The following is an 11,158-nucleotide window of genomic DNA, read 5'->3' on the forward strand; positions in this document are numbered from 1 at the left end:
CCGCATGGTCATGATCGTTGACCCGGCCGCACCGCACGTGACGGAACCGGATCGGATCACCAGCGCCGACGGCATGTTCGCGGCGACGGTGGACGAGGGATGGGCGGGGGTGGTGTTGTCCGTGGACTACGGGCCGCCCCCGGCCTCCGGCGGCCGCAATCTGGCCTACAACCCGTCGCTGCGCGGGGGCCTGGACCAGACGCTGACGTACAACACCGGGACGCGGGTGTGGGTGACCTCCCAGTCCAAGTACGGGCGGGGAGCAGCCCAGCACACCCAGCTGTCCACCGGGACGTTCTGCGGGACAGGGTGGCTGATCACCCCGCAGTCGACCGCGGGCACCGTGATCCGGGCCAGCGCCTGGATCAAGATCCCCGCAGCGGTCACCACCTGCTTCTTCGCTTGGCGCAACGCGTCCGGGACGGTGGGCACCGTCTCGGTCGGGTCCGCACCGCGGGACCAGTGGGTGCGGATCACCGCCGCCCGGACGCTGGCCGCCGGCGAAACCGTCGACCGCGTCGCGGTCGCCTGCAACGCCCCTACGGGCACGGTGTGGTGGGCCGACGGAGGGATGGTCGAAACCGGGGTGAGCGCTCCCAGTGACTACGTGGACGGCGACCAGGCCGGATGCGTGTGGGAGGGCCTGCCCGGGGCGTCCCCGTCGCGGCGTCTGACATCAGCGGACATCCGCCAGGTCCGCATCACCCGCACCGACCCGGCGGCCGCCGAGGCCGTACCGGTGCGCTCGGGTGATCCGGCCTGGGCGATCGGTGGCGTGGGAACCGCCTACGACCACGAGGCCCCGCTGGGCGTGCCGGTCTCCTACACCGCCACCCCCATCTACATGAACGGGGACACCGGCGGCACGTCCACGCTGTCCCTGCTCGTGCCGGCCCCGCCGCCCGGTGAACTCCGAGACCTGTGGATCAAGTCCCTTGACCAGCCGGGCCTGTCGACCCGCGTCATGATCAGCCAGTGGTCCGGGGCCTCGGCGGCCGGCCGTCAGGAAACCGCGGACGTCCAGGGCAGCCCGTACCGGGCGCTGGCCTACGACACCCACGCCGCCGAGTCCGTCCAGGTCTCCATCGACGTACCGCCCGACCGGGTCGACCTGGTGCGTACGCTCCTGCGCTCCGGTGTGCTCCTGGCCCAGGTCCGGCCCGGCTACCTGACCCCGGACGCCTACTTCGTCCCGGGGGACATCGCCGGACCGACACCGACAGGCAAGCTCGGCGCATCCGGCGGCTACGGGTTCACCTTCACCATCGAGCCGTGCGCCCGCCCCGACGCGGCAGACCAGCCGATGCGGATGCCGGCCTGGTCGTGGGACATCCTCGCCGACCGGTACGCGTCCTGGGACGCGGCGGGCGCCGCCTACACCTCCTGGGCCGCGCTCTCCACCGACGGAGTCACCTGATGCTCCGCATCCCCGCGGCCGCGCTGGCCGCCATCACCGGTCCGGCCGCACGCCCTGTGCGTGCGGAGTGGTCCAACGACGGCGGACGGACCTGGACACCCGTACCCAAGGTCAGCGACGGCGAGATTCGCCCGGACCGCGGCGCGGAATGCCGCTACTCCGGCTCCGTCACCGCGCTCGGGGTACCGCTGGGCCGGTCCGGACTCAACGCTGCAACCACCCGGATACGGCTCTGGCAGGGCCTGCAGCCGCCGCGTACTGCCGTGGTCTGGGTACCGGCCGGAACGTACGTGATCGACCGGCTGTCCCGTACCCGGCTCGGCGCGAAACTGGAGCTGCTCGGCCTCGAGGACGTGTTGCGCACCGCACGTTTGCCGGTGGCCCGGTCGGTCGGTCCCGACTCGGCGCGCGCCCTGGTGGCCCAGCTGGCCGCCGAGGCGTTGCCGGGGACGGCGGTGTCGTGGCGGCCGGGCATTGACCCGGACACCGTGATTCCGCAGACCACGATCCCCGAGGACCGGTGGGCGGCACTGTCGGGGACGTCCGGCGGAACGGACGCCGGGATCGCGTCCGCACTGGCCGGCCAGATCTGGGTGGACGCCCGCGGCGTGCTGACCCTTGGGCCGACCCCGACCCTGGCCGACGAGGTGGTCTGGCGGATCCCGTACGGAACGGCTGTGATCGAGCCCGCCGAGGAGCAGAGCGCGGACGGGCTCGTGAACCTGTGGACCGTGACCGGAGACGCGGGAGAGGGCGCCCCCACCGTGGGGCCCGTGCACATCTGGGACGACGACCCCACATCCATCACCTATGCCGGGCCCGACCCGGTCAACGACCCGGGCGCCCCCGCGCGCCTGGGCATGACCGAGGTCCGTGTCCGTGCCCAGCGGCATACCTCCGCCCTGATCACCGATGACGCCCAGGCGCACGCGCTCGGCCAGGCCCTGCTCGCCGACTCGCTCGGCGTGCAGAACAGCCTGTCGTTCACCGCCGCATGTCACCCCGGCCTCGAGCCCGGGGACGTCGTCGAGGTCGAGATCCGCCCGGGCGAGTGGCAGCGCCACATCATCGACTCCTGCCCCTACCAGCTGGGCCGCATCACCCAGACGTGCACGACCCGCACCACCTCGAGGAGGCTGCAGTGAGCGAGAGCGCCCACGAACTGGCCCGGCACCTCACCGGGCCCGGGCCTGCGGCCGCCGGACCCGGATTCGTCTCCGCCCAGGTCGACGACGTCACCGCTGCCGGCGGCGTCAACCTCATCCTGGACGGCGTCCTGCACCTGAACGTGGCCTGCGCCGACTCCTACCGCGAGCGCAGGGCAGGGGACTGGGTGGCCGTACGGCCCGGCCCCCGGCCCGTAGTTGTGTGGCGGCTCGGCGACGACCCGGGCGAGGAGACCGAAGCGGAGATCCGCGAAATCGCCGCCGACGTCGCCAGCGACATGATCACCGTGTCCGCCTACACCTGGGGCACCGCCGCACCAGGCACCGGCTGGCAGCAGGTCAGTGCCCTGTGGACCCGCAAGGACGCCAACGGCACCGGGCAGCTCTACGCCCAGCTCGCCACAGCCGACGTCCCCTCACCGGTCCCGCCACCGACCCGCCCCCCGAAACCGGCAGTCATCACCGCCAGCGCCTCCGGCTCCTGGCGCAAAGGCCGGCCCGACGACTACGCATCAACCCCCATGCAGGGCTCATGGACCTCCGGCGGTGACCGCCGCGGCGGCTGGTTCTACGGCAGCAAAATCGCCACCGCCTGCTCAGGAAAAACGGTGTCGACCATGCGGGTGCAGTTCACCCGCCGCACCGGATCCGGCGTCAACGCCAAACGGCCCCTGCACCTGTACCTCCACAACTACGCCTCACCGCCCTCCGGCCAACTGAACCTAGGCCAGGGCCCCGAGGACCTCCTGCGCCTGTCCGTCGGGGCGAAGGGCACTGCGACACTGCCCGCCTCCTGGCGGTCCGCTCTCGCCTCCGGCAGCGCCAAGGGGCTCGCGATCTACGCCCAGGGCCGCGACGACTACATGGGCGTCACGGGCGGCACTCTCACCATCTCGTTCTCAGCCTAGGAGGCCACACCACATGGCAACGTTCGGATACGCCGGCATCCGGGTCCCCGAGGGCGCGGACGCCCCAGTCGGCCCCGGCGCCCTGGCCGAACTGGCCCTGGACGTCGACCCCCACCTCGTCCAGCACGTCACCGATGCAGCCGACCGGGACGCCCAGTACGCGGCCGCCCCGCTGCACACCCTCGTCTCCGCAGAAGACGGATCACTGTGGATCAAGACATCCGCGGAGACGAACACCTGGGCGACGATCAGCGAACCCCTCTCCGCCTGGCGCCCGATCAGCCTCAAAAGCGGGTTCGAAACCCTCGGCACGGTAGGAGTCCGGCGGACCGAAGGCGTGCGCGTCCACCTCAAGGGGCGGCTGCAGCACACCGACGGCACGTTCATCAACGACCCGAACTGTTCCAACGTCGGCAGCGTTCCCCCGGACTGCATCCCCGTCGACCTCGGCACATGGGTCGGCGGCTGCTCCCTGGGCGGCGACACCATCAACGCCGCCGGACGCTTCGAGGTCCTCGGCAGCAACACCTCATCGGCGTACGGCGTGGCCGGCGACATCCTGTGGTGGTACCAGGGCCCCGGGGGCACCGCCTGGGTCGACCTCGCAGGCTCCTACTGGATGGACTGACATGACCCTGTACACCTTCGGCGGAACCGCCGCCGACGTCCTGCAGACCCGCAGCGGCACCGTCGTGCCCGATTACCCGATCCGGATCCGGCGCGCAGGCACCAGCGAGATCATCACCGCCCTCCTCGAGAAGGACGGCCTCACCCCGATCTCACAGTTCCGCTCCAACAGCCTCGCCTCCGGATCCCCCGGCGCGATCCGGACGTTCATGATCCAGGACGTCCCCGCGATCGTGTACGAGTACCTGGACTCCGCCGGCCAGCCCGTCACCTGGTACCAGGCCGCGCGCGAGCTCCCCGAGACCGCCCTGCAGGCAGCCCAGAGCGCAGCTGAGACAGTCGGCGCGAAGCTGGACCGGACCGACGGCGGCACCGTCACCGGCCCCGTTGTTTTCACCCAGCCGATCACCGCACCGAACATGGCCGACCTGCAGGCCGCCCGCGTCTTCCCCGTCACCGCGGCCGCCGGCACCGGGCTGGTCGATGACGGGCCCCGTATCCAGGCCGCCCTGGACCTGGCCGGGCTGGCGGGCGGCGGAACCGTCATCATCCCCAGCGGCGGCACCTACGCCGTCGGCACCTACCTGGTCGCCAGGGCGGGCACCCGGATCCAGGCCCATGGCGCGACGATGCGCGCGATCAGCAACAGCGGCCTGCTGCGCAACTACGCACCCGGCCAGGAATTCGCCGCCTACACCGGGCCCGGGAACATCACGATCGAGGGCGGCATCTGGGACGCGAACGCCGCCGGCCCCGAGGGCACCGGCGGAACCGTGACGAGCGTCATCAACGCGTTCACGATCAGCCACTCCAGCAACGTCACCCTGCGAGACCTCACCATCCGCAACGTGTCCGGCGCGCACGGCGTCGAGATCAACGCCTCCCGCAACGTGCAGGTCGTCGGCTGCACGTTCGAGGGCTTCCGGGACAACACCCCCGACGCCTCCCGGGGTTTCTCCGAGGCGGTGCAGCTGGACTACGCCATCCCCGGATCCGGCGCCGCCGGGCCCAACGACGGGACCGCCTGCCGCAACATCCTCGTGCAGGCCTGTACGTTCCGGGCCTCGGCCCGGCTGCCGGGCTTCGGCCGCGCCGTCGGCTCGCACACCTCGGCCGCCGCGACCTGGCACGAGAGCGTGCGCGTCCTGGACAACCACATCGAGGCGACCGGGCAGGAGGGGATCCGGGCCTACGCGTGGAAGAACTCCGTGATCGCGAACAACGTGATCTCCGGGACCGGGGCGGCGTGCGTCATGGTCACCGGGCCCGACCCGGCCGTCAACGGCTACAGCGTCGCCTGCCAGAACGTCTCGGTGCAGAACAACACCGTCACCGGCGCCCCCGGCTCCTCTCCCCTGCGCGTCATTGGCTTCGCTACCGCCCGCCCCACCGGCGTAGACATCAGCGGGAACACGGTCACCGGTGCGGCCGCGACCGGCATCTACGTCTCCCAGGCCACCGCCCCCCGCATCACCGACAACCTGGTGGCCGGCAGCGGATCCCTGGCCGTCTCCGCACTGAACTGCAGCACTCCACACATCGCCGTCAACACGTGCCTGTCCAGCGGCAGTACGGCAATCAGCGTCGACACGTGCACCGGCGGACACGTCGGAGGCAACACCGTCGACACCACCGCGGCAGGGCACGGCGTGCTCGTCAACGGCGGCAGCGACGTCAGCGTGAACGGCAACCGCGTCAACGCCGCCAAGGGAAGCGGCATCCGCGTCACGGCCTCGGCCGCCCGCGCCCGGGTCATCGGCAACCACATCCTGCGCGGCGGACAGACCGCCATCGGCGTGGACCTCACCGCGTCCGCCACCGACTGCGCCGTCATCGGCAACGACCTGTCCGGCTCCGGCTGGGCCGCGGCCGGAGCAACCGCGCTCAACCTCTCAGGCACCCGGCAGATCGTCGACTGGGCGGGCGGATCCGCCTCGCCCGGCCTCAACCTGGTCAGCTGACCACCCCACACCCCGCACGCCCCGCGCCGATCCGGCCCGGGGCATCGTCATGTCTGGAGACACGATGGCCCCACCACTCACACCCGACCAGTGGCTGACGATCCTGCGCGCCGAGGGCGTGAAGGTCGAGGAGTACCCGGGATGGCGCACGCGGGGACGCGACGCTGCTACCGGCCTGGCGTTCGGCCCCGTCCGCATGTTCCTCAACCACCACACCGCCGGCCGCAACGCCAAGGACACCGTCGCGAAGAACGGCGTGGCCGGACTGCCCGGCCCCCTCGCCCACATCTACCTCGCCCGGTCGGGTGTGGCCACGATGTGCAGCGCTCACCGCGCGAACCACGCCGGGCGGATGGCACTCAACGCCTACGCCAGCTTCCGCGACGAGAAGACCACGCACCCGGCGCCCGACAAGGGCACGGGGACGGTCGACGGCAACGACGTCTCGTACGGCATCGAGACGGAGAACCTGGGCGACGGCCAGGACGTCTACCCGCGAGTCCAGTACGACGCCTGGGTGCGGATCAACAGCGCCGTGTGCCGGCACCACGGCTGGTCCGCCGAGTCGACCGGCTGCCACAAGGAAACCTCGGTGGAGGGCAAGGTCGACCCCCGCGGCCCCGTCGAGGGCTACGGCAGCCGGGGCCAGTTCGTCTTTACACCGGCCCAGTTCCGGCGCGACGTCGCCGAGCGCCTCACCCACCCCGCGAGCTGGGACCCCGGCTCCACCCCGAGCAAGGAAGAAGACCCCATGGCCGGATTCAGTAAGCAGGAAGTCAACGACGCGGTGTGGAAGCTCGAGATCCCCGCCCCGTCCCGAAGCGCCACGATCAAGAAGAACCCCAAGTGGGCCCCGATGTCGTTCCTCCGCGAGATCTACGACCTGGTGGCCACCGTCAACGACAACGTCAAGAAGCTCTCCACACGTCTTGACGCCCTCGAGAAGAAGGACTGACTCATGGCCGCACCCGTAGAGACCAAGGTCAAGGCGAGCAGCGCGGTATCGCTCCTCGTCGGCCTGGTCGTCGCCGTCCTCAACGACGTCCAGGCGGACGCCAGTCTGCTCGGCCCGCTGCCGGCGTGGCTGCAGGGCCTGGTGCTCGCGCTCGCTCCGGGCGCCCTGGTGTTCCTCGCCGGGTACCGGGCGAGGCACACCCCGCGCGACCTCGCCGACCCGCTCGCCAAGAACGGCTGACCAACCCTCGCACCAGGAGGCATGCACGTGGACGCTGCGACGCTCGGCGCGGTCGGAGTCATCGTCGTCGGGCTCGCAACGGCCGCGGGCGCCTGGATCGGGAAGCGGGGCGAGAACAGGGCGGCGCAGTCCGCCGGGGTCCTCGGTGGGTACTCCTCGCTCGTCGACAACCTGCAGGAAGAACGAGACAAGGTGCGGGCGCAGCTCGTCGAGAACGAGGTGCGGCTAGCCGCGGCGTACGCCGAGCTCGCCGGTGAACGCGCAGGGACGGCCGACTTGCTGAGGCAGATCACCGAGCTCACTACCGAGAATGCCCGGCTGCATGGCCGTATCGCCGAACTTGGAGGGACGCCGTTGTGACGCACCGCAGTCCGAAGTTTCTCGCGCGCCGGTGGCGGCAGTTCGCCCTGGCCGCTGTGCTGCTGGTGCTGTCCGGCGCTGTGCTCCTGGTGTGGCTGCGCATCGACGCGGAGGCTCAACGGACGCAGCAGGTAGCGGCCGAGGCGGACCGCCGGGGCGACGCGGTCAGCACCCTGGCCGGAGACGTGCGCACCCTGCGCGCACAGATCAAGGCCGCGGGAGGTACCCCGGCAGTGCCCGATCCGTCGCGTGCTGTCGAGGACCTGCCCGACCGGCTCGAGGTACCCGTACAGATCCCCGGGCCGCCGGGGCCGAAGGGCGACCAGGGCGAGCGCGGCGCCACGGGCGCGGCGGGCACCCCGTCACCGGGCCCATCCGGCGCGGCCGGCAAGGACGGCGCTGCTGGTGCCGATGGAGTGACCGGGCCCGCTGGTCCTGCCGGTCCGGCCGGGCCTGCCGGTCCGGCCGGCGAGCAGGGACCGGCCGGTGCGCCCGGGCCCGCAGGGAAGGACGGCACGAACGGCCGCGACGGCACGAATGGCCAGACCTGCCCCACCGGGTACAGCCTGCAGCCCCCGCCCGGCGACCCTGATGCGCTGATGTGCCGGCGCGACGTCCCCACCACACCCGACCCGGCAGCAACCCCGACTGTCCTCGGCCTGCCAGCAGACCGCCGCCGCGCCCTATGAGCAACGCCCCCGCACCGGCCTCGGCCGGGACGGGGGCGTTCTTCTGCGTTCCGGGGTACGCGGCTCAACTGGTATCGCTATTCTGGCCGTAGCGCCCTCCTCGGACCCGACTCCGCGGAGGGCGCTCACGTGTCTGTGCTCCCCGCTACGATCGGGCGCCATGAGCGAGTACATGATCAGGTACAGCATCATTCCGCCCGGCGTCGGCCCCGACGACTACGAGCCGGCCGACCTCGAGCAGCGCGAGCACCTCGTCGATGTCCCCGGCGAGCAGCCCTCTGTAGCCGTCATCCACTCCACCGTGCAGGCCCTGCTGCCGCCCGGGTCCGGCGTGGCGATCCTGTCCGTGCGGTCGCCGGGCGAGGCCTAGGTCCGGCGGGCCGCGTCCTCGAGCCGGGCCTGGTAGTAGGCGTGGTCCCGGGGGTAGCCGACGAGCTCGGGGAGCGCGGCCCGGATCCCGTCGACCGCGACCTGCCAGTCCTGGCAGCTGTACGCGGTGTCGGCGAGCTGGAGCATGGCGCGGGTCGGGGTGAGCCAGTACAGCCAGCCGGGCCGCTCCTCCTCGTCGGTGTTCTGCAGCGCCAGGTCGACCGCCTCGTGTGCGAGGCGCCGGGCCCGGTCCCTCTCTCCGAGCGCGGCGGCCGCGGTAGCCACCTGGTGCGTGGCAACGGACGCGGCGGCCGGTGACAGGCCGACGGCCAGGCGCCCGGCCTCGGCGGTACGGAGCGCACGCACGGGGTCGCCGTGGCGCAGGCTGTAGTACGAGCGGATGCGGTGGACCCATGACGCCATGTCTGTGTGCCCGCCGTCGACCGCCCACCCGTGCGCAAGATCAATCCAGGCGAGGGCAATACCGCGCCGGTTCTGCTGGGCGGCCACCCATGACAGCCAGTGCGCGTGTTCGGCCGCCAGGAGCAGCAGCCGGTCCGCGGCCGGGCCCGTGGTCCCAGGAAGTAGCAGGGTCACGGAATCGAGCTGGGCGCGGACGACGGGCCACAGTTCGAGGCCGCGCGCCTGGTCCTCGTCGCGTCGGTGTTGGGCGAGGACCTCGCCGATCCATTCCGCGGTGCGGAGGTCGGTGCGGCCGGTGGCGTGCCCGTGCGCGATGCGGTCGCGCAGTTCGGTGGGTGGCGCCCAGTCGTCGAGGTCCGGCCGGGCCGGAATCAGGGTGAGCTCTGGGGGCACGCGGAGTCCTTCGGTGATGCGGGCGCGTACCTCGGCTGTCGTCACCTGCCGGCGGCCCGACTCGATCGCGGAAATGTGCGGCTGCGGCATTCCCACGAGCGGCTCCAGACCACGCTGCGATAAACCCGCAGCGCGCCGGTACTCGCGAAGGATCGCGGCCCAGTCCTGACGCGCCCAGGCGGCGCGCAGAGCGACGTCTGCCCAGAGTCCCCGACTACTCATGCGGGGACGATACGCCCGGCTGATACAGCCTGTGTATCGGATCGCGGGACTGTCCCCCGGACGATGTCGCTCATAACCGAGTCGGGTCGGAGAAGGGCAGCAGCATGGCCGTGAGAGCACTACCCAACGTCAGCAGCCTCACCGAACAGCAGCAGCGCGGTAGGCGCTGTACCTGGTGCGGGTATCCACTCGCCCCGGGCACGGACGTCGACCTCGGCGAGCAGCGCGCCACGGCGAAGAACGGGGCCGCGTACAGCTGGTTCCCGAGGGCGTGCGCGGACACCGGCGAGTGCGCACAGCAGGAAGCGCGGACGCGCCGATGACTCGGTCCGTGATCCGCCGAGCGCCCTGGACGATCGGCGTAGACACCACGCCCGGAGCGTCGGGCCCTGTGCACGAGATCGAGTGCACCAGCTGCCTCGACCGGTCCGACGCGGCCGCGGAGCGCACGCCGCCCGAGGACTGGGCGCTGAACCACACCGGCCGGCACACCGGCCGGCACACCGGCCACCGTAGCTACCGGGCGATCGTCACCTCGTTCATCCACGTCACACCCGCCCCTGGAAACCCGCTGTACGAGGAGGCCCCGTGACGCGGAAGCGCTGCGTCACCTGCGGAAGCCAGCGCGACATTGAGAGCGTCGGCGGGTACGAGGGCACCGAAGTCTGGGCGTGCCCTACACACCGTCAGGGCCTAAGTGGTGAGCCCACTGACGAACTGGATGACCTGACCTGGCTGCAGGAGACGCGCCCGCAGCGCATCCTCGACCGGCAGCTCTGAACTCCTGCCCGCGGCTGCGGCTCGCGCAGCTGCTGCGGGTGGGCCTCCCGCCCCTGCACCTGGCCGTCGGCGGCCGGGGTTCGGGCGGGGCGCTGCGTCCCGGTCGGCCAGCCCCCGTTGGCTGGCCGGGGCCCGGCTACTCCCTCACGAGGTCGGCGAGGGGAACGCCGATGGCGTCCGCGATGCGAATGAGGGAGTCGAGAAGGGGACTGCTGTGTCCCTGCTCGATGCGGTTGTACGAGGCGAGGCCGATGCCGGAGCGCAGGCTGACCGCCTCCTGAGTGAGGTTCGCGTAGAGGCGGGCGGCGCGGATGTGCTCGCCGATGGCCCGGCGTCTGGCGTGGACGCGCTCGGGTGGCATGGGCTGGTGGTGCACCTGTCCACGCTCGCGGGGTCATGATCATCTGTCTTTAGGGTTGACCCTAAAACGAATGATCACGCATCCTTCGGTGACTGGTACACCTAAACGTCGTTGATCCATATGGTGGACCCCCGAGACCGGCCCTCCCAACTACCTCCCCCAGGCAGTGGGAGCGGCCGCCTGAACCCCAGCGCTGCAGCGCTGGGGTTCAGTCATGTTCCAGTTCACGCCCTTGAGCTGGGCATATCACCGTGAGTTTCTATAGGTGTTTGCCGGTGGGATAGCTC

15 protein-coding genes are annotated in these 11,158 nt (G+C 71.4%); 13 read left to right on the top strand and 2 right to left on the bottom strand.

All coding sequences use genetic code 11. The features are described 5' to 3' along the window. Positions 1-4: 4 nt before the first annotated feature. The 10 genes from ACIQMX_RS40635 to ACIQMX_RS40680 all read left to right on the top strand — a co-directional run bounded on the left by ACIQMX_RS40635 (position 5) and on the right by ACIQMX_RS40680 (position 8,693). A complete protein-coding gene (locus tag ACIQMX_RS40635; RefSeq protein ID WP_402486264.1) occupies positions 5-1,417 on the top strand; it encodes a hypothetical protein in 1,413 nt (470 codons plus the stop codon). Further along, the gene (locus ACIQMX_RS40640; RefSeq protein ID WP_363066333.1) at positions 1,417-2,562 is read left to right on the top strand and encodes a phage tail protein; all 1,146 of its coding nucleotides are present in this window, start codon (positions 1,417-1,419) and stop codon (positions 2,560-2,562) included. Before ACIQMX_RS40635 ends, ACIQMX_RS40640 begins: the two co-directional genes overlap by 1 nt. Next, positions 2,559-3,491 carry a hypothetical protein gene (locus tag ACIQMX_RS40645; RefSeq protein ID WP_402486266.1) on the top strand — a complete coding sequence of 311 codons (933 nt, stop codon included), beginning with the start codon at positions 2,559-2,561 and terminating at the stop codon, positions 3,489-3,491. Before ACIQMX_RS40640 ends, ACIQMX_RS40645 begins: the two co-directional genes overlap by 4 nt. Positions 3,492-3,504: 13 nt before the next feature. Continuing rightward, positions 3,505-4,119, top strand: coding sequence for a hypothetical protein (locus ACIQMX_RS40650; protein WP_402486269.1), 615 nt, complete (start codon positions 3,505-3,507; stop codon positions 4,117-4,119). Between the two features lies 1 nt (position 4,120). Continuing rightward, entirely contained in the window at positions 4,121-6,079 is a 1,959-nt protein-coding gene (locus ACIQMX_RS40655; RefSeq protein WP_402486271.1) for a right-handed parallel beta-helix repeat-containing protein, read from the top strand. A gap of 196 nt (positions 6,080-6,275) precedes the next feature. Further along, a complete protein-coding gene (locus tag ACIQMX_RS40660) occupies positions 6,276-7,034 on the top strand; it encodes an N-acetylmuramoyl-L-alanine amidase (protein WP_402486274.1) in 759 nt (252 codons plus the stop codon). Between the two features lie 3 nt (positions 7,035-7,037). Next, complete coding sequence (locus ACIQMX_RS40665) at positions 7,038-7,274, top strand: holin (RefSeq protein WP_402486277.1); 237 nt, start codon at positions 7,038-7,040, stop codon at positions 7,272-7,274. A 27-nt stretch (positions 7,275-7,301) separates the two neighbouring features. Then, a complete protein-coding gene (locus ACIQMX_RS40670) occupies positions 7,302-7,634 on the top strand; it encodes a hypothetical protein (RefSeq protein ID WP_402486279.1) in 333 nt (110 codons plus the stop codon). Further along, positions 7,631-8,323 carry a collagen-like protein gene (locus tag ACIQMX_RS40675; RefSeq protein ID WP_402486281.1) on the top strand — a complete coding sequence of 231 codons (693 nt, stop codon included), beginning with the start codon at positions 7,631-7,633 and terminating at the stop codon, positions 8,321-8,323. Before ACIQMX_RS40670 ends, ACIQMX_RS40675 begins: the two co-directional genes overlap by 4 nt. 160 nt (positions 8,324-8,483) lie before the next feature. Continuing rightward, positions 8,484-8,693: a hypothetical protein gene (locus tag ACIQMX_RS40680; RefSeq protein ID WP_402486282.1), complete on the top strand. Its 210-nt coding sequence runs from the start codon at positions 8,484-8,486 to the stop codon at positions 8,691-8,693. Here ACIQMX_RS40680 and ACIQMX_RS40685 read toward each other — a convergent pair. Beyond that, the gene (locus ACIQMX_RS40685) at positions 8,690-9,730 is read right to left on the bottom strand and encodes a helix-turn-helix domain-containing protein (RefSeq protein WP_402486285.1); all 1,041 of its coding nucleotides are present in this window, start codon (positions 9,728-9,730) and stop codon (positions 8,690-8,692) included. The two genes, ACIQMX_RS40680 and ACIQMX_RS40685, sit on opposite strands and share 4 nt — an antisense overlap. Positions 9,731-9,834: 104 nt before the next feature. On the opposite strand from ACIQMX_RS40685, the gene ACIQMX_RS40690 reads away from it, so the two are divergent. The 3 genes from ACIQMX_RS40690 (at position 9,835) to ACIQMX_RS40700 (ending at position 10,510) form a co-directional block, all read left to right on the top strand. Continuing rightward, positions 9,835-10,053, top strand: coding sequence for a hypothetical protein (locus tag ACIQMX_RS40690; protein ID WP_402486288.1), 219 nt, complete (start codon positions 9,835-9,837; stop codon positions 10,051-10,053). A 68-nt stretch (positions 10,054-10,121) separates the two neighbouring features. Continuing rightward, the gene (locus tag ACIQMX_RS40695; RefSeq protein ID WP_402486291.1) at positions 10,122-10,322 is read left to right on the top strand and encodes a hypothetical protein; all 201 of its coding nucleotides are present in this window, start codon (positions 10,122-10,124) and stop codon (positions 10,320-10,322) included. Beyond that, a complete protein-coding gene (locus ACIQMX_RS40700; protein ID WP_402486294.1) occupies positions 10,319-10,510 on the top strand; it encodes a hypothetical protein in 192 nt (63 codons plus the stop codon). The genes ACIQMX_RS40695 and ACIQMX_RS40700 overlap by 4 nt, the downstream gene beginning before the upstream one ends. 136 nt (positions 10,511-10,646) lie before the next feature. On the opposite strand, the gene ACIQMX_RS40705 is transcribed toward ACIQMX_RS40700, so the two are convergent. Beyond that, entirely contained in the window at positions 10,647-10,871 is a 225-nt protein-coding gene (locus ACIQMX_RS40705) for a helix-turn-helix domain-containing protein (RefSeq protein ID WP_402486297.1), read from the bottom strand. Positions 10,872-11,158 lie beyond the last annotated feature (287 nt).

The organism is Streptomyces sp. NPDC091416, from assembly GCF_044756845.1.
In the GTDB taxonomy this organism is placed as follows: Bacteria; Actinomycetota; Actinomycetes; order Streptomycetales; family Streptomycetaceae; genus Streptomyces.

Coding starts and splice junctions, on each gene's coding strand:
- ACIQMX_RS40635 (WP_402486264.1), top strand. CDS start 5: ATGGTCATGATCGTTGACCCGGCCGCACCGCACGTGACGGAACCGGAT.
- ACIQMX_RS40640 (WP_363066333.1), top strand. CDS start 1,417: ATGCTCCGCATCCCCGCGGCCGCGCTGGCCGCCATCACCGGTCCGGCC.
- ACIQMX_RS40650 (WP_402486269.1), top strand. CDS start 3,505: ATGGCAACGTTCGGATACGCCGGCATCCGGGTCCCCGAGGGCGCGGAC.
- ACIQMX_RS40655 (WP_402486271.1), top strand. CDS start 4,121: ATGACCCTGTACACCTTCGGCGGAACCGCCGCCGACGTCCTGCAGACC.
- ACIQMX_RS40660 (WP_402486274.1), top strand. CDS start 6,276: ATGTTCCTCAACCACCACACCGCCGGCCGCAACGCCAAGGACACCGTC.
- ACIQMX_RS40665 (WP_402486277.1), top strand. CDS start 7,038: ATGGCCGCACCCGTAGAGACCAAGGTCAAGGCGAGCAGCGCGGTATCG.
- ACIQMX_RS40680 (WP_402486282.1), top strand. CDS start 8,484: ATGAGCGAGTACATGATCAGGTACAGCATCATTCCGCCCGGCGTCGGC.
- ACIQMX_RS40685 (WP_402486285.1), bottom strand. CDS start 9,730: ATGAGTAGTCGGGGACTCTGGGCAGACGTCGCTCTGCGCGCCGCCTGG.
- ACIQMX_RS40690 (WP_402486288.1), top strand. CDS start 9,835: ATGGCCGTGAGAGCACTACCCAACGTCAGCAGCCTCACCGAACAGCAG.
- ACIQMX_RS40705 (WP_402486297.1), bottom strand. CDS start 10,871: ATGCCACCCGAGCGCGTCCACGCCAGACGCCGGGCCATCGGCGAGCAC.